Source organism: Okeania sp. SIO2F4, assembly GCF_010672385.1.
Taxonomy (GTDB): domain Bacteria; phylum Cyanobacteriota; class Cyanobacteriia; order Cyanobacteriales; family Microcoleaceae; genus Trichodesmium.
In genome coordinates this window covers 1-18,218 of sequence record NZ_JAAHGT010000078.1, presented here as the reverse complement: position 1 = coordinate 18,218, position 18,218 = coordinate 1, and the positions used below count along the sequence as shown (strand labels likewise).

General features: G+C 35.6%; 13 protein-coding genes. 3 read left to right on the top strand and 10 right to left on the bottom strand.

The window, feature by feature from the left end; translation table 11 throughout:
- Window positions 1–207: 207 nt before the first annotated feature.
- Both F6K22_RS07685 and glgX read right to left on the bottom strand, forming a co-directional pair.
- A complete protein-coding gene (locus F6K22_RS07685; RefSeq protein ID WP_293095410.1) occupies window positions 208–897 on the bottom strand; it encodes a pyruvate kinase in 690 nt (229 codons plus the stop codon).
- A gap of 353 nt (window positions 898–1,250) precedes the next feature.
- The gene (glgX, locus tag F6K22_RS07680; RefSeq protein WP_293095408.1) at window positions 1,251–3,431 is read right to left on the bottom strand and encodes a glycogen debranching protein GlgX; all 2,181 of its coding nucleotides are present in this window, start codon (window positions 3,429–3,431) and stop codon (window positions 1,251–1,253) included.
- A gap of 93 nt (window positions 3,432–3,524) precedes the next feature.
- On the opposite strand from glgX, the gene F6K22_RS07675 reads away from it, so the two are divergent.
- Window positions 3,525–3,989, top strand: a complete 465-nt coding sequence (locus F6K22_RS07675) for a universal stress protein (protein WP_293095406.1) — start codon at window positions 3,525–3,527, stop codon at window positions 3,987–3,989.
- 1,158 nt (window positions 3,990–5,147) lie between these two features.
- Window positions 5,148–5,612, top strand: coding sequence for a universal stress protein (locus tag F6K22_RS07670; RefSeq protein ID WP_293095404.1), 465 nt, complete (start codon window positions 5,148–5,150; stop codon window positions 5,610–5,612).
- A 218-nt stretch (window positions 5,613–5,830) separates the two neighbouring features.
- Here F6K22_RS07670 and F6K22_RS07665 read toward each other — a convergent pair whose 3' ends face one another.
- From F6K22_RS07665 to F6K22_RS07630, 8 genes are all read right to left on the bottom strand, one after another.
- A complete protein-coding gene (locus F6K22_RS07665; protein ID WP_293095402.1) occupies window positions 5,831–7,174 on the bottom strand; it encodes an O-antigen ligase family protein in 1,344 nt (447 codons plus the stop codon).
- A gap of 122 nt (window positions 7,175–7,296) precedes the next feature.
- The gene (locus F6K22_RS07660; protein WP_293095399.1) at window positions 7,297–8,544 is read right to left on the bottom strand and encodes a hypothetical protein; all 1,248 of its coding nucleotides are present in this window, start codon (window positions 8,542–8,544) and stop codon (window positions 7,297–7,299) included.
- Between the two features lie 111 nt (window positions 8,545–8,655).
- Complete coding sequence (locus F6K22_RS07655; protein ID WP_293095396.1) at window positions 8,656–9,207, bottom strand: hypothetical protein; 552 nt, start codon at window positions 9,205–9,207, stop codon at window positions 8,656–8,658.
- A 347-nt stretch (window positions 9,208–9,554) separates the two neighbouring features.
- Window positions 9,555–9,992: a hypothetical protein gene (locus F6K22_RS07650; RefSeq protein WP_293095393.1), complete on the bottom strand. Its 438-nt coding sequence runs from the start codon at window positions 9,990–9,992 to the stop codon at window positions 9,555–9,557.
- A 411-nt stretch (window positions 9,993–10,403) separates the two neighbouring features.
- Entirely contained in the window at window positions 10,404–11,585 is a 1,182-nt protein-coding gene (locus tag F6K22_RS07645; RefSeq protein ID WP_293095390.1) for a hypothetical protein, read from the bottom strand.
- A 119-nt stretch (window positions 11,586–11,704) separates the two neighbouring features.
- Window positions 11,705–11,836 carry a hypothetical protein gene (locus F6K22_RS07640; RefSeq protein ID WP_293095387.1) on the bottom strand — a complete coding sequence of 44 codons (132 nt, stop codon included), beginning with the start codon at window positions 11,834–11,836 and terminating at the stop codon, window positions 11,705–11,707.
- Between the two features lie 45 nt (window positions 11,837–11,881).
- Window positions 11,882–12,301 (bottom strand): hypothetical protein, encoded by a 420-nt coding sequence (locus F6K22_RS07635; RefSeq protein ID WP_293095384.1) that lies wholly within the window; start codon window positions 12,299–12,301, stop codon window positions 11,882–11,884.
- A gap of 214 nt (window positions 12,302–12,515) precedes the next feature.
- Entirely contained in the window at window positions 12,516–15,137 is a 2,622-nt protein-coding gene (locus F6K22_RS07630) for a DNA gyrase/topoisomerase IV subunit A (protein WP_293095381.1), read from the bottom strand.
- Between the two features lie 1,505 nt (window positions 15,138–16,642).
- Between F6K22_RS07630 and F6K22_RS07625 the strand changes: the two genes are divergently transcribed.
- Entirely contained in the window at window positions 16,643–17,041 is a 399-nt protein-coding gene (locus F6K22_RS07625) for a response regulator (RefSeq protein ID WP_293095378.1), read from the top strand.
- Window positions 17,042–18,218: the final 1,177 nt, after the last annotated feature.

Genomic DNA, 18,218 nt, shown 5'->3' with positions numbered 1-18,218 from the left:
CTCGCTAATCGCAATTATTGAGTTGATATGGCTATTTTTGAGCTAGTTTTTAATAGTAAGTATCTATAATATTGATTTTACCGTAAAAATCAACTATCTTAAGTATTTGCGTTGGCGGAGGGAGCAAGTGCGGCAGCTATATCGCTCGCCAAAAGATAGTTATAGTAAGTGTTTTACTATTTTCGGAGATGTCTAATAGCTTCTAAATTAGCGATCGCTTGTGGCTTTTCTATTTTTGCCATCATCTGGAACATCTGCACTTTTTTCCTTTAAAATTGATTTTAGAGACACAATATCTTCAGCACTACGGACAAAACTCAATGATATCCAGTCTACCCCCTGAGACAAACCAAATTCTAAATCTTTTTTATCTTTTTGTGTCATCGAAGGCAAAAGCAAATTCAAACTTGGTAAATTCACTCCTTTACGACTTTTGAGCAAACCACCTGTAATTACTTTGCAAATTACAGCATTTCTCTCCACTGACTCAACTTGTAATTCTAATAACCCATCATCTAATAGTACCTGAGTCCCTCGTTTTGCTTCCTCTGCTAAATAGGGGTAGTCAATGCCAACTATTCCTGGTTGATGAATATTATTAGCTAATGGTACTAAAGTTAGTTGTGCTCCTTCTTCCAATGTTATTGCACCATCCGAGAGTTGACCCACTCTAATTTTTGGCCCTTGGAGGTCTTGTAAAATAGTAACAGGAGTATTCAACTCTTTAGATATGGAACGCAACAGAGAAACTGTGTGAGCATGGTCTTCATAGCTACCGTGGGAAAAATTTAGTCTTGCTACATTGAGACCTGCTTCAATTAATTGTTTAATTACTTCTGGAGAATTACTGGCAGGGCCAATAGTTGCCACAATTTTAGTCCGATGAAGTATAGACATAATAATTAATTGTCAAATTAGGGTATATTTTTTCTCTGACAGTCTACTATTATATATATATTTTTTCATTAGTTTTGCATAAATTGCATAGTTGGATTATCACCTTTTATTAACCTAATTTTAATCAACAAAGCTGACTGAAATAGCTAAATTTATACTTAATGAATTGGTATAAAAAAAATTAAAATTAAGGTTAGTTTAACCTCTACAAATTTTCAACAAGAGATTTGCCCATGGGAAGATTTGATTAAATTCAGAAATACAATGAGTCAATAGCTAATAGCTAATAATTCAATTACGACTCAGGATGCTAGTTCACAGATATTTGCGCAGCATTCCGCAGGAAATACTTACTAACCCACTTTTTTTGCCATTAAAACAATAGCAGCTCTGGCTTCAACTCGATACCTCACACCAATAACTTTTGTCGCTGTATCCAAATCATTAAAATCTCTAGGAGAAGAAAAAGCAGTATTAACAATTAAATACCAACTTTTCCCTCTTGGCAAAAGCGGTAACTCAAACATTAGAGGTTTCCAATAAGCATTCAACATAATATGAAAATATTCACCTCCTTTCTCCTCATCAGAGATGGCAGAAAGTAGCCCTGGATGCCTTAAACTAAAAGCCAAAGTCCGAGAACCTTCCCACCAATCAGGTTTACCTAAATGTACTCCATGCCAACTAATATTAGGTACTTCATTAGGGTGAATTTCTTCTTCTTTTATCCCTAAAGATAACTCTGATTTAATCTCTTCAAGATATAACTCTGGCGTACCCGCTCCCACAGTAGCTAAAACCTTATCAACCCGCATAATTTCTAACTCTTGGGTGAAATTAATAATCCCTTTGACAAATCGTAATAGATCGGTTTGTTTCTCAATTTGACTCCAATCAAACCAACTAAGTTCATTATTCTGACAATAACCATTATTATTACCCAATTGAGTTCGCCTAACTTCATCCCCCATTAATATCATTGGAGTACCCTGAGAAAAAAACAATATAGTGAAAAAATTCTTAATTTGTCGCAGTCTTAATACTTCAATTTTCTGCTTATTTGTAACTCCTTCTACTCCACAATTCCAGCTAAAATTATGATTCGCACCATCGCGATTATCCTCACAATTAGCTTCATTATGTTTTTCATTATAAGAAACTAAATCATTCATAGTAAAACCATCATGGCAAGTAATAAAATTAATACTATGATTTGGTTCCCGATCTAGTTGAGGATAAATATCAGGACTACCCATAATTCTTGCTGCCAACTTATCAACTATCTTGGGGTCACTCTTGACAAACTGACGAACATCATCACGATAATGTCCGTTCCATTCAGCAAAGCGATCGCCAATAAACGAACCCACCTGATAAAGACCTGCTGCATCCCATGCTTCAGCAATAATCTTAGTTCCTGCCAAAACCGGGTCAGACTCAATTGCCCACAAAACAGGAGGATCTTTCAAAGGATCGCCAGTCATACTCCGAGACATAACAGATGCCAAATCAAACCGGAACCCATCAACGTGCATTTCTCTAACCCAGTAACAAAGACAATCAATAATTAAGCGATGTACAAAAGGATTATTCGTATTGAAAGTATTGCCACAACCACTATAGTTAGTGTAGCAACTAGAATCATCTGCTTCCAGAATGTAATAAGCCGAATTTTCCAATCCTCGGAAAGAAACAGTCGGTCCGTTTTCATTACCCTCCGCAGTATGATTAAAGACCACATCCAAAATTACTTCTATTCCTGCTCTATGCAAAGCCTTAACCATATCTCGAAACTCATCCATCGCTCCGAAAATATCTTGGCGAGAACTATAACTGTGGTGAGGAGCAAAAAAAGCGATCGGACTATAACCCCAATAATTAATTAGAGGTTCACGCACATCTTGTTCATCAAATTGTTGTACGGGTAATAATTCCACCGCAGTAATTCCCAACTCCTTGAGATAAGGAATTTTTTCTATTAACCCAGCAAAAGTACCCCGTTTTTCAGGAGCAACGCCAGAATTAGGATTACGAGTAAATCCACCAACGTGCATCTCATAGATAACTGTAGCACCATAGGGAATTTCTAGGGGTTTGTCATCCTCCCAGTCATAAGTAGTTGGGTCAACTACTACCCCTTTGAGAGCGTTAGCACAGTTATCACCATAACCCGTAGCAGCTTCACGACTATATTTTTCCTGTCCCACGACAACTCTAGCGTAAGGGTCAAGTAATACCTTTGTACCATCAAACCGATGACCTTTTTCTGGGTTAAAAGGTCCATAGACTCGATAAGCATATATTTGTCCCGCTCCAATACCAGAAATAAAAATGTGCCAGTAATGATGAGTTCTGTGTTGTTTTGGGTCAAGTAAAATTACTCGCTCTGGTTTAACTGCTAATGGTTCATCAAATAGTAATAATTCTATTGCTGTAGCATTTTTGGAGTAGATCGAAAAATTTACTCCTTCGGGGTCTTGAGATACAGTGGCACCAATAGGAAAACTATTACCGGGTAAGATATTAAGATTCATAATGTTTAACTTATTAATTGTTAGATAACTTGAGTAATTTTATACAATAAAAATAGATGTAGATATTTAAAAAAAATTTGGGAGTAAAAATTTATGTATGAAAAAATTTTAGTTGCCATCGATACATCTGCCATTGGCGATCGCGTCTTTGATACAGCCCTAAAGTTAGCAAAAATTGGTAACTCAAATCTGATGTTAGTTCATATTCTCTCGGAGGAAGCAGAAGAAAGTCCTATCAGCTTTTGGCCAATGAATATTGGTTACGATCCAGAGATGATGAAAGAATATCATCAGCTTTGGGAAAAGTTTGAGCAAGAATGTTTACAAATGTTGCAATCAAAAGCAAGTGCAGCAAAAGATGTTGGCTTTCAAACAGAATTTACCCAAGTCAGAGGTAATCCTGGTCGGGAAATCTGTAAACTAGCCCAAGAATGGAGTGCTGATTTAATTGTTATGGGACGTCGTGGACATTCAGTTTTTAGTGAATTGGTATTGGGTAGTGTCAGTAATTATGTTATCCACCGTGCTCATTGTTCTGTTCATGTTGTACAGGATTAGCTTTTTTTTAGTTAGTAATAAGCAATTATTCATTACTAAATATCAATGAATAATTGCTGAAGGTATGAGTTTATAATAACAATTTATGGAATATTGAGGTCGAAGTAAAAGTTAGTAAGTTATTAAAAATTAGGAGTACAATATGAATCGACTAAAACATTATTTTCTGAAGATAAGAGATATATAAATAAAATTTTTCAAGATATAAGGAGTATATATTTTGTTCGGCAGTACACCTATTCCTATTGTAAGTATTTAGCTGTCAGTTATTAGCCATTAGCTGATAGCCAGATGAAGTCTGAATAATGATAAGTAGGTAGGCGTTAAAATTTATTTTTATATGAAGGCAGAAGGGAAGAGCTTTTAGAGCTACTTTACTTTTTGTTACATCGTTAGTTTTTTTTCGTGCCTACCTACTTAATTAAAAATATGAGTAAAAGCACATAGTTTACCGAATAATTAATAATTAAATAATTCAGGTTCAAAGCTTCCCTTTTCAAGGAAAAAAGGCGGTTGTTTTGTTTTACTGGCGTATAACTTTCCTCTCGGAATGCTTTTCATGTCGCGCAGCGTTTCATGAATTCGGTGGCTTGCCAACTTAAATTGGAGATTGGCTCTGCAAGAGCAGGTTTCCCTTCCCTCTGGTCTCGAAGGACAAGCCATATCCAATCGACCAAGAGAAAAGAAAAATTTTCCCCTTTTGCGTCAATCCTTATATTACAGTCAAGGTAATTGTTTCGGCTGTCACCGACATGAAAATTATTAATTGCTGAACAGACCCTATCTATTTGTCGTTAATTTTTATTACGGACGGCTAATCGCTGATAGCTGAATGCTTATCAATTGAGATGTAATACCAATTTTATAAATTTTTGCTACAAATATTTGGACTGTTTCTAGTAGTCAATAGTCAATAGTCAGTAGTCAGTAGAAGCCGTTTTTATTATCATTTTTTTCTATGAAACAATCTATTCTAGTAAATTTGCATCTGACTTAAACTACTTTGGTTGACTAAAATATTCGTAACATGCTTTTTTCACGCTTGGTATAAATTAAGGTAATACTTTTATTTAAACTATCTCGAAAATATAGATTTTTTTCTGATAATTCGGATACAATAATTAGTATCAGCCAAAATAATTAACTTTTTAGCAAATTATGTATCAAAAAATTCTAGCAGCAATGGACACATCAACAGTAGGCGATCGGGTTTTTGCCACTGCTTTGAACTTAGCAAAACTCAACAATTCCCACTTAAAACTATTGCACGTTTTATCTCCAGAAGAAGAAGACAGTCCCATTAGCTTTGGAGTAGTTTCTAGGGAATTTAACAAAGAATTGATTGCAAAATATCGACAAAAATGGGAAGATTTTGAAAAACAATGTCTAGAAATGTTGCAGTCACGGGTTAACGAAGCTACGACAGCAGACGTAAGTACAGAATTTATCCAAGCTGAAGGTGTACCAGGTAAGCAAATATGTAAAATTGCCGAGGAGTGGGGTGCTGAACTAATAGTTATGGGTCGTAGAGGACATTCTGTTTTTAGCGAACTGGTTATAGGTAGTGTGAGTAGTTATGTAATTCACCGTGCTAAATGTTCAGTATTAGTTGTGCAAGATTAGCTTTTCAGTCTACTGGACTGACATATCTAAAACTGTGCAGACCGCTTTTTTTGTATAATTCTTGTTATAAGAAGGTTTGACCATTTTTTTCTAATGCAACATTTAATATCATGTCTCATTAAATAACTGTAATAAACAATCTTTCTCCAACTTCGTAGGGACGTTCCATGCAAAGTCCCTACACTGGGGTTAATTAATGTTACTTGATATAAGGAGTGTCAGTCCACTACACCAATAGCGCTATTGGCCATTTGGGAAAGTTTTTTTCTCTCGCTTTTCTCTAATAAACTTCCTAAATTTGGATGAAAATAAATAGATATTGCCCACCAAGCAATATATGTAAACTGAGCGCATTCAAACCAGGTAATAGTAAAAACTAAATAGGCAATTCCTACTACCAACATTTTTCGGTCTGACGATCTGACCAGGAGAAAAATATAATATCCCCACAATGCTGTATAAGATAGCATTCCCAAAATGCCAACAGATAAAATAGTATCTAAAATTAAATTATGAGCTTTATAGGTAATCAAAGGTAAAGTACGCAGTTTTCCATTTTTATCAATTACATCGTAACTGACATTACCCAAACGAACTACATTTGGCGTGTTTTTTTTCGATTTTATATTCGGATAAGCAATACCGAAACCATTGAAACCCCACCCAAATAAAGGTCGTTTCTTGATGCCACGACTTGCTAACTGCCACAGGTATATTCTGTCTGAGGTCATTTGTTTGAGGAGAGAGAAACCAGAAATTTGTCTGTATCTGGTGGTAGTAGTAAAACTAATAACCACTAGAAAAACTAAAACGATGGGGATTAGTCGTCGATAGTATTTCCTTCCTAACAAGCATAAAATTCCTAGTATGAAAACAATAAGAGTCATTCGAGTGTTGGCCAACAGTAGCGCTATAGTTATGGGAATTATTATCGCCACGGTTCTCTTCAACGACACCCATCTAAGCTGTATGCTAGCAACTGCCATAACTCCAATTGTTGCCAACACAAATGCTGCATGACCGCGATGAGAGTATAAACCTATAGGTTGATGATTCTGAAAAATAGTGCTGACTAGGATGTTATCTCGCAATAATTTTCCGGTTGTTGCAGTGTAGTCAATGCGCCAGTCGATAAGTTGGGGAAAGGTACTGAAAGCAAGAATGATGCCACCAATGAAAAAACCGTATAGTTGAGCTAGCAGTAATTGTGGATATCGTCTTAAGATAAGGGTATTGCTGAGAGTGAAAGTAGCGACAAGCAACCAGTAGAGCAAACCATCTCCCATCTGGTCTTGACCAAATAGAGAGCGGATGGGAAACGGACTGAGGAAAGTAGAAATGATACCCGTGCAGAGAAACAGCAACCACAATACTGCTGAAATTTTCCAAGACCGAGGAATTGTCAGAGCTGACTTTTTATCCCACAAAATACAGAGGTTAAATAAGGTGATGAGTAAAATCGCCAACACTTTTGGTTGAGTCCAAATTTCACCCCTGCTCACTCCCCAAGGATCGATAATAATGATACTGAGGCAAAAAATTAAAGTGTAGAAGCTCTTCACTATTAGATATCTCCAGAAAATAGGGAGGCAGAGACCTTGCATGCAAAGTCCCTACAGTTGTTGTGGAAATCAGGAAATTTCGTTGATAAACTCGGTTTCTGCGTAACTTCTAACAAAGGTGTCTATTTTGGTTTATTGTTACGGTTTTTTAGTGTAGCGATCGCTCCTACTCCTAGCATTAATAGAGCAAAAGCTGAAGTAGGTTCGGGAACTGTTTGTAGAGTAGTATTGGAAGTATTGTCGCGATCGCTAGAATCTAGATATTCTTGTGATTCCATTTGCTCAAGGATGTCTGCATAACTTTGGTCGTTGTTTTCTATATAGTCAGTTGCAGAAGAGCTTCTGCTGCGACATCCACCGCCACCGCTACCACCAGAGCAAGATGGTTTAGGAGGTTTCGGACGTTTGGGTTTTGGTTTGGGGGTTTGTTTCTGACAAATACCGTTTATTAAACTTGTACTTAGTTTTCCAGTCTTCTGTAAAGATCCCCAAAATCCTCCACTGCTAACGTTAATCACTCTGCCTCTCTTTGTAACTAGACAGGATTTTCTGAGGTCATCTATGGAGTAATATTTATATTTCCAACCCCACCTGACACCATTGTAAATAGTGACTTTCTGCGGGTTTTTTATATCCGCTTTAGCTAGATAAAGTTCTGCTATCGAGTAAAAATCTTTTTTGAGATATTTCTTGCGATAGGGGCGGTCTCCAAAATAGCCGTTGTTTCCCATATTAAAAGGATTCGATCCTAGATAAGGGTGTATATCATTTTTCTTCGTACTAGGATTAATGTTATCAATATAGGTTGTACGTTGACCTACTCTTTCAGTAGTTGCTGGGAAATTAGTGATTACTCTTTGAATCCAGTATAAATTAGGTGCTTTCAAACTCGGAAACTTTATATCTCTTGGTTTAGGATCTGCTGTTTTGACTTTTTTACCTCTTTGTCCTGGACGGTAAAAGAACTCAAGCACAGCACCAACCCCTCCTGCGTTATTTCGTATAAGATTTCTTTGTGGAAGACCTTTACCATAACATATCTTGCGTCTCCCACAAGCATAGTTATTTGTGACATTAAAGCTTCCTTTTAAATTACGCCCTTTTGTAAAAGTCCAACCTTCGTTCATGTAAGGTTTTAAGTCCTCTAAAAGTCCTGCTGTACCTCCTCTTTTAATTGGAGTAAGGAATGGTGAAAAGTTTTTTGGCGACCAAGGAGTTAATGGATCGCTTGCACCTAAAGTTGTTACGCCTATTCCTCCTAGTTTGCGGGATTTATCGTAAAAGAAGGAGTAATCAGACAAATTTTTGACTTTAGTTTTTTGGTTAATTGTGAAAGCAAGAGTTGATTCTGGAGTTATTGCGATTAACAATGGAGTTGATCAAAGCAATAGTAGACATTGCTGAAGTTTCTGTTTGATTAACATAATTATTCCTCAAAAGCTAGATAACAATTTCTGTTTTTTTAGACTATTAAAGTGGAGTTAAATAGATGGATCGACTAGCTGAAATTCTAGAGGAGGTAAGACAACTTCTCCTGTCCAAATGTTGTTAAGTATTTTGTCACCCACACCAGAAAATCCAACTGTCATAACAGATAGATCGCTTCCATAAGTAAACTCTAAATGATAGGTTTTTGCTCCAACTGGTCTAAATGTCCACCCCATAGTTCGGGTACCAAGGCGACATTCATATTCCTTTACATTGTAGGCAACAACGTAATAGTCAACAAAACTTACTGTTTCTCCTGGCTGAGATAACCGAAACTCAGATTCTACAGGTTGACCTATCCAATCTGAAAATCCACCTCTAGGGATGATTCGACCATTAACCTCTTTTAGAGATGCTATTAAACCATCCCCAAAGTCGAAGTAAAAGGTATTAGATGTGTTGTTTGTCACCACAATCTCAAACTCTACTTCTGTCATGGCATTTTCCTCTTTAGAAGGAAGAGGAATCACAGAATTTTTTAATCGAGTTTCAAAGCGAATACCATTCACTTCTACTGCTGTTGTACTAGGTTTTTCTTCTGTCATTTTAGCTAAGTTAATTAGTGGATAATTGATGACTTAAATAGCAATGATACTAGCAAAAAAAATCATCAGAAATCGAACTGTAATGTTCATTTAATTGACTCCATTTATATCAATAAAGGAGTCAATTACACCAATAGTATACATTGCTTATTTTTCTGTTTGATTGACATAATTATTCCTCTGACTGCGATAAAATTGCTGTCATTAATATTTCCTATATATTACCTATATCAGCCGATAAAATCTACAGTAATTTTACTGAATTTAAAATTTATTTATTGTCTCAAAAAATATTGATTATACTGTAAGAGTTCGGTTGTAGCGATCGCCATCATACCAATTTTTCTCTAACTATTGACTAAATAAACTTCTACAAACGGAGTTAATATTTGACCAGTCCACAATCCTTCTATTACTTGAGTTTGTTTATTAACAAAATCATAAAATTCATTCTTATCTATTTGATTGTGATAAATTAATCGAAGCTGATATTTTCCCGATCTGAGAGGTTGAAAAATAAATGCACCTCCGTTAAAACCCATGCTAATTCCATAATTGTTGCCACAAAGCCAACAGATTTTGGTATCAAGAAAAAAGCTGGTACTTTCTCCAGGCATAGTTATAGAAAAATCTGATTCTAAGGGCTGTTCTGGATGAAGCCAGCCCCCTTCAAATGGAATATTTTTCCCGTTTTCTACTTTAATAATTTCAGGAAATAATGCCAAATAAAAACTAAAGTAAAGAGGGCGATCGCTATTATTAGTAATCCTAATTCCTATCTCCACCGAATATCCTGGGGAAGGATGTAAGGGCGGTGTTAATAGATGTTTTCCTATGTATGAAAGTATGAAAGTTTTTGAAGAATGTCTTTTTTGGGCAGAGTTAATACTCGTTTGGGTACAATGGTTTCAAAGCGAATACCATTTACTTCTATAAAGTTGTTTTCATTCATATTTCCTAGATATTACCTGTATCAGCCAATAAAATCTACAGTAATCTTACAGGACTTTAGATTTATTTAATGTCTCTAAACATCTGTATTTCCTCTCTAGTTTTACCGATTTATTTGTGATAATAATCAGAAAACTGGTTGCAAATCACATTAGTGAATATTTTTTTCAAGGGAACGTTTTTAGTTACTATATAGATGACTTATAACTTTAAAAGTGTTCCGAAAATTAGTTTACTTAAAATGACTAGATTTCTAAATATAATTCTACAAAAGGAACTAATACCATTCCTCTCCAAAGCTTTTTGAATGAGATTCCCTCTTTTGTAATCCGGTCATATACTGTTGTTTCTACAGATTTATTTTTATATGTTAATTGAAGTAAATATCTACCTGCTTTGAGATTGTCAAAAATCCAATACCCTCCATCTCCAGCAGCTATTTTGAGTTTAAATTTGTCATTTTTTTTCCACAATAATTTGGCATTAGGAAAGAAAGTAATACTTTCTCCTGGTACTGCTAAAAGCAGGTCTGAGACTAATATCCTTTTTAAAAAATTGCTGGTGTAATGCTTCTTAACTATTTGCCAATTTGGGGTGATAAGTTGAGGAATTAGTGTGTTGTAAAAATTAAAATAAAAGTCAGTATTACTGTTATTTGTGATCCGAATACCAATTTGTACTGATGTTTCTACACCATCTTTTTTCTCTGGTAAGCTTAAGACTGTTTCTGGCAATGTAGTTTCAAAGCGGATGCCATCTACTTCTATTGCTTTATCATTTTGCTTGGCGAGTTCAACCAAACGTATATTTACAAAAGAAGTTGTTAAGCGATCGCCTTTTATTGTTTTTTTATTTATCGTCTGGAAAGGAAACTTTACAGTCTTAAGTTTTGTTTTATTGCTAGATTCATACATAAATCTGAGCTGATAATTTCCCGGTTTTAGTGCATCAAAAAATGAGTTATTAGTTGGCAAGTGTAACTGTAGTAAATCTTTTTCCCAAGAAACTCTAGCAGCAATGGGGATGGATGTTGCTGTTTTGGGACTCAACCACGAAATATCTCTTCTGGCAAGATCGTCAATTAAACTTGACATAAAATCGACTACTTTATTGACCAAGTTATCTCTTCGATAAATTATGTTATCTTCTGCATATATTTCTCTATTTTTGGTGGTTAATTTTCTCTCCAAAACTTTACCATCGGATGACATTAGTTCTGGAGTAATTATTGGATCGGGATAAATTTTCCAAGGTTTTGCTCTCTGATTAGTCAACTTCAGCCATAATTTAAAAGAAATATTTGCCAGTATATTTGCCAGTGGCGTTCTTTCTAGAATGGGTAATACTATCAAGTCTGGTTCCCATATTTCTAGGAAGATTCCATTTGCTGGATCGAGACTATTGCTAAAAGGTTCTTGTGATTTCATTTTGCTTAGGTATTACTTGAGCAATCTTACTGAATTTAAAATTTATTTATTGTTTCAAAAAGTATTAATTGCCATGTAATAATTTCAGTTGTAGCGATCGCCATCATACCAATTTTTCCCTAATTATTGACTAAGCAAATATCTACAAATGGAGTTAATACTTGACCCGTCCACAATCTTTCTATTACTTGAGTTTGTTTGTTAAGAAAGTCATAGCATTCTGCAGTATCTTTCTGATGTTCATATATCATCCGAACCTGGTATCGTTCTGAATGGAGAGGTTGAATAAGTAATCTCTAACCTCCAAATGAGGTAGTAAAACCATAGTTTTTACCACAAAGCCAACAGATATTGGCATCAAAAAAAAAGCTGATACTTTCTCCCGGTATAGCTAAAATAAAATCAGATTTTAGTGGTGCAACAAGGCCAAACCACCCTATATCAAATGGTACACTTACACCATCTTTAGCCCTAATAATCTCAGGAAATAATGCCAAATAAAAACTCAAGTAAAGAGAGCGATCGCTATTATTGGTAATCCTAATTCCTATCTCCACGGGATATCCTGGTGACGGATGTAATGGTGGTGTTAATAGGTGCTTTCCTATGTCCGAAAGTTTTTGAAGAATGTCTTTTTTGGGCAGAGTTAATACTCGTTTGGGTACAAGGGTTTCAAAACGAATACCATTGACTTCGATAAAATTGCTGCCATTCATATTTCCTAGAAATTACCTGTATTAGTTAATAAAATCTACAGTAATCTTACTGAATTTAAAATTTATTTATTGTCTCAAAAAATATTGATTATACTGTGAAAGTTTGGTTGTAGCGATCGCTATCAGAGCAAAATTCCTATCAAGACAGAATAATCCAAAACTTAAAAAATGGAGTAGCTGCTAAGACAATAAATTTTGCCTACTGATAACTGAATTAATAACCAATCACCTTAATAATTCTTTCCTTTGCACCCAATTTCAGCAAGCGATCGCCCTTATCATCTTGCCCATAAACTTTCACGCGATCGGCAATCATTCCAAACACCCTACCATCAGTTGTCAACATCTGAACCAGAACATCTGAACCACCAACAACTATCCCTGCCAAAGTATCAGTTTGCCTAGTAAACTGAAAAGCATTTTGACCAATACCACCACGATTAGCTACTCGCAAAGCAGCAACAGGAATTTGCTTACCATAACTCTGTTCAGAAACTAACAATAAATTACTTTCTCCACTTAAACTCACACAACCAACTAACTCTTCTTGTTTCCTTAATCTAGTTGCTTGAGAACCTTGAGCAGTACGCCCCATTAATGGTAATTGCTCGTCATCTATTTCTAATCTTAATAATCGCCCACCAGAAGTTGCTAAAACCACTTGTTCACCAATTTTACCCAGATTAGCATAACGTAATTCATCATCTTCTTTAAGTTTAATTACTGTCACACCACGATTTGTCAGCTCACTTAAATCAGACAAAGATAAACGTTTAATTTTACCATTTTGAGTCAACATGATTAAGTCTTTATTTTGCTCTTCTTCATTTAAAACAAATTGAGCAACAATAATTTCACGACGAGAATCTTGAATTTCTTTTGTTGCAGATGGTGGTAGTAAAGTTACTAAAGGTACGCCTTTATTTTCATTTCGTGTTGTTGAACGGTTAGAAGCAGCAGGAATATCATTTACTTTCAAAGGATATGCTTTACCAGTACGAGTTAATAATACTAAAGTTTTGTCAGTAGTTGCTTCAATTATATTAGTAGTAAAATCCTCACTATTTTCGATAGTAATATCATATTTTTTATCAATTTTATGTTTCTCAAATCCTTTAGAAGCAAGTCGTCTGATATATCCTCGGTGGGTAAATTCTATGACAACTTTTTCTATCGGTGGCGGTGCAGCTTCCAAAGTCAAAACTTGTGATTCAACTGTTGTACTTTTTGATCTTCTACTTCTACCTTTGGTTTGTCTATCTGTTTCTTTGTTACCTGTTTCTAGATTACTTTTGTGTTGAGAAATAGATGCAAGATTATCTGCACTTTTAGATTCTGCTTGAGAAATAATTCGAGTACGTCTGGGGTCGTTATATTTACGTTTTAGGGTGCGCAATTCTTTTTTCAGCGCTTTGAGGAGTTGATGGCGATCGCTCAATAAATTTTCTAACTCTTGTATTTTCTGTATTAGTTGCTCATATTCTTCCTCTAACTTTTGTTTCTCTAAACCAGTTAGTCTACGCATTGGCATTGCTAAAATAGCATCTGCTTGATTTTCACTTAAACCCAAATTTTCTTGGAAGCTAACTTTAGCAGTGCTGCCATCAGGAGCATTTCTAAGAATATCAATTACTGTATCCAATTCTGTTAAAGCAGTGAGCAAACCCTCCACAATGTGACACCTAGTTTGAGCTATTTCTAACTCATGGGTGTAGTGACGGGTGAGAGTCTGTTCCCTAAAATTCAGAAATTCTTGTAATAGTGTTCGTAGAGATAACTGTCGTGGTTGCCCATCAACCAAAGCTAGCATAATCGCACCAAACTTAGAAAGTAAGTCAGTATGTTGGTAGAGATGGTGGAGTACAACACTAGGGTCAACTTCACGTTTAAGTTCGATGACAACTCTAATACCAGAGCGATCGCTTTCATCCCGCAGATCGGCAATACCTTCTATCTTGCCAGCATTAACTAAATCTGCCGTTTTTTCAATCCAACCTGCTTTATTAACTTGGAAAGGTAACTCTGTCACTACAATAGCCGTTTTTGTCCGTCTTCCACGACCTGTGGGAACTTGCTCAATACTGGCCACACCCCTGATGGGGATGCTACCTCGACCCTTAGTATAAGCATCAATAATTCCATCTGTGCTGACAATTTCTCCTCCAGTAGGAAAGTCTGGCCCAGGAATTAATTGAAATAGCTTTTGATCGGAAATATTGGGATTGTCAATTAAGGCAATAAGGCCATCTACTACCTCTCCTAAATTATGTGGTGGAACATTAGTCGCCATCCCTACAGCAATCCCAGAAGAACCATTTAGTAATAAAAATGGTAGTTGTGCAGGTAATACTTTAGGTTCTTGCTGGGAGCCATCAAAGTTGTTGCTAAAGTCAACTATAGCTTCACCAATTTCGGTAAGTAAACCTTCATTGCCAATAGATGCCAAGCGACTTTCTGTGTAACGCATGGCAGCAGCGGGGTCATTATCAATGGAGCCAAAGTTTCCGTGGCCATCAAGCAATGGATAACGAGTGGAAAAATTTTGAATCATCCGCACCATGGCATCATAAACAGCTTGGTCGCCGTGGGGATGATATTTACCCAGAACGTCTCCAACCACCCTAGCGCATTTCCGAAATGGTCTATCTGGAGTGAGACCAAGCTCGTGCATGGCGTATAATATTCGGCGATGAACTGGTTTTTGTCCATCTCTAACATCTGGCAGAGCTCGGCCAACAATCACACTCATGGCATATTCAAGATATGATTGCTGCATTTCGATATGGAGTGCTGTAGTAATAACTTGTCCGGAAAGTAAATTTAATTGTTTGGCCATGAGTTAGTATTTAGATAGGTAATAGGGAATATAAATTAGTATTAAACTGTACCTCACCACCCTAAAAATTGCTGTAAAATAATTAATTTGGAGAATTTTAGGCATATTGTTAGAGAATTCAGGCAAAGTAAATTTGATATGCTATTTTGCTAAGGCTAAGTTCTTAGATTCTGAAATAAACAGGAATTGAAATATAATTAGATAAGTACAAAGTTTTCCTACTCAAGGAAAGCATTTTTCTGAGATATTAGCCAGTTATTAAAACAGTTAAAAGTTATCATTTATTAAGACATAGCAGTGAGAAATGGGCGAAGTGCCACTAACATCACCACTAAATTATTGAAATAATATAGTTATTTAACTTAAGAATGAAATACTTTTTATGTTGAAATCCTTTGAGAGAAAGAAATGTCTGTCTCAATCTAAACTTAAACGACTATATATTTAAGTCTTAAACAAACTTGTTAAGAATATTAACTGTTGACTGATGACTAATATCTAATAAAAGATAAAGGATTTGCATGTCAACAAACCTGTGATTTAAACTCTAAGTTTATTGGCTAGAAAAAAACTAAGTTTCACCTCTTTTAGTAGGTTTGAAAAAAATTATTTGAGGGATTAAAACCTTTGATATTATCTCTTTATCGGTTCTATTTGTGGCTTGATTGATGTTATCTAACCTCAGCAAACATTATAATTAAGTATAGGAATATCAAATATTTAATTTGGTGCTGATAGTAAACTACGAAATTTAGTAAATGAGTAACTCAATAGATATCCATAATGGTAATTTTTTTCTCAGGTTCGGCAAATGGGCAGAAAAATGTTTGAAGATAGTAACTAACATAGCTCAAATCCTTCGATCATAATTGATTAGAGAAAAATTTATTTATGTTTAATTCAACACAAATTTTAGATGAAAACTCAAAATATTCCCTATCCAGTACCCCAAAGCTCAAGTGGTATTTTCAAGACTAGGCAAATCAAAATATTTGCTATGTTAGCTTATATCTAGTTGAAACTATGTCAAGATATAGTAAATTAACCTCAGTTATGCTGAAGGAATTTAACTATTACCTTTAGCATTACTAAATGCTTAAAGGCAAGTTCAATATCTTAATACAATATATTTCCTAATTTTCAAATTGTCAGTAAGTATGAGTTTTGAGATGATGGTTGATCTTTTGGAGTTGATTGTGCAAGTATTTACAGGATACTTGTTTAATCATAATAGCAGCTAGAAAAAAATATACTGTCAAGTGGTTTATCCTAATATTATCTGACTATTAGGCTTCTCTATGGGCATCTTAAAGTCCAAAAATTGACAGTGAAGTATTAGAAAAACGGCAGACAATAGCTGTTTATTAGTTTAGAAAGCCAATGTTTGAGTATTTAATTCGTTTTATTTGAAACAAATTAACCATTACTGGCTTATCCTATGTAATTTAGTCTAAACTCTATGATGGCAGTCCTTACACTCACAGGTATTTTAGCAGGAGACTTATATGAAAACTGTTTTAATTGTAGAAGACGATCAGGTTAATGCTAGGGTTTTTTCCAAGATTTTGACTAAAAGAGGCGGTTTAGCTGTTAAACATACAGAAGATGTGGAAGAAGTAGTGAAAATGGCTAAGTCAAAGGAAGCAGATTTGATTTTGATGGATGTTTCTCTAGCTCGTAGCGTTTATCAAGGTAAAGCTGTTGATGGCATTAAAATTACTCAAATTCTTAAAGCTGACCCTCAAACAGATAAACTACCAATTATATTAGTGACCGCTCATGCTATGGCAGGCGATCGAGAATCTTTTTTGCGAGAAAGTGGCGCTGACGGTTATATTTCTAAGCCAGTAGTGGATCATCAAGAGTTCATAAATCAGATCAAGTCATTGCTCCCAAATGATTGATTCCGGGAAAAATGGCCTCGAAACTTTGGAGTTAAAATAGATGAGATTTCAATCATTAATCATTAATAATTAATAATTAATAATTACCTCTTCTTAAAACATTGAGGATTGGTTAAAAGGAAATTTTTTTCTTTTTTATCCCTGAAAGTAGAGGCTTGAAACCTTAATTTTTCAGTAAAAGCAGAAGCTTAAATCTTACCTGAATCTACTTAAACATACTTTTTTTTTCAAGACTTACTATAATATAGATAGCAATCCGCCCATAGGTTGCGATCAATTAAAAAGTAAATAAAAAAACTGAAACTCCCATCTGTTGCCTGTAGCAATAGTGCCTATTCCCTAAAAAGCAGCAATATTTTTGACACGAATAAAATAGGATTGCTATAGTCAATATTAATTTTACTCTTAAAACATTTAGGTGGAGTTTCGACTTAGTTAACAATTTACGTTATTTTAGCGATATAATACGGTAGTTATCTTCATATATTTGAACAGGGTGAAATTTGTATCTTGTGCACTAATCCCTGCTTAAACATTTCTGGGGTGTCTATCTATAATATAGACCTCTCCAAAAATCCCGCTCGTTACCCTCAAAGGAGGAGTGAGCGGCAAAAGAACCAAATGAATAATAATGTCTATTGACAAAGACTTAAATTTAGGTATGCTTAGTTGACAGATGCGGCCATTGCAAAACCCGTCAATGCCTGTGGATGACTAACCGCCGACGGCCTCAGTAGAAGGTGGTCATATCCCGCGTTGGCGTAAGACGCAAGCGGTGCGACCCCGCGCCGCCGACAGCTCGCTTGCGGAATGCTGACCAAGAGAGGGAATACGCACTCCTGTGAGGGAATGCTGACCAAGAGACAGGAAGTAAACATCAATTTGTCACGCTACGTGACGCTTTGTATCAGTTTTATGAAGCAGGAATGTCCTAACATATTTGCGTAGCGCTATATAGCTAGGGCTTGCTGATTAAATCTAAAAGCATTGAAATATAAAGACAAGTGCCTTTTTGGGGCCTTTAAAAAGTGCGCCTGTTTCAGTGTAAAAAGCTCAAAAAGTTAGTATTTTAGGCCAGAGTATGGCAGAAAAATCACTCTGACAATTCTTACTCCTACCTCCTCGCTCCTTCCCATTTCTCCTGTCTCCTGTCTCCTGACTCCTGACTCCTACCCAT

Bases quoted from the DNA above. Each gene is read 5' to 3' on its own strand.
- F6K22_RS07685 (WP_293095410.1), bottom strand. From the start codon at position 897: ATGTCTATACTTCATCGGACTAAAATTGTGGCAACTATTGGCCCTGCC.
- glgX (WP_293095408.1), bottom strand. From the start codon at position 3,431: ATGAATCTTAATATCTTACCCGGTAATAGTTTTCCTATTGGTGCCACT.
- F6K22_RS07675 (WP_293095406.1), top strand. From the start codon at position 3,525: ATGTATGAAAAAATTTTAGTTGCCATCGATACATCTGCCATTGGCGAT.
- F6K22_RS07670 (WP_293095404.1), top strand. From the start codon at position 5,148: ATGTATCAAAAAATTCTAGCAGCAATGGACACATCAACAGTAGGCGAT.
- F6K22_RS07655 (WP_293095396.1), bottom strand. From the start codon at position 9,207: ATGACAGAAGAAAAACCTAGTACAACAGCAGTAGAAGTGAATGGTATT.
- F6K22_RS07645 (WP_293095390.1), bottom strand. From the start codon at position 11,585: ATGAAATCACAAGAACCTTTTAGCAATAGTCTCGATCCAGCAAATGGA.
- F6K22_RS07640 (WP_293095387.1), bottom strand. From the start codon at position 11,836: ATGATATATGAACATCAGAAAGATACTGCAGAATGCTATGACTTTCTT.
- F6K22_RS07635 (WP_293095384.1), bottom strand. From the start codon at position 12,301: ATGAATGGCAGCAATTTTATCGAAGTCAATGGTATTCGTTTTGAAACC.
- F6K22_RS07630 (WP_293095381.1), bottom strand. From the start codon at position 15,137: ATGGCCAAACAATTAAATTTACTTTCCGGACAAGTTATTACTACAGCA.
- F6K22_RS07625 (WP_293095378.1), top strand. From the start codon at position 16,643: ATGAAAACTGTTTTAATTGTAGAAGACGATCAGGTTAATGCTAGGGTT.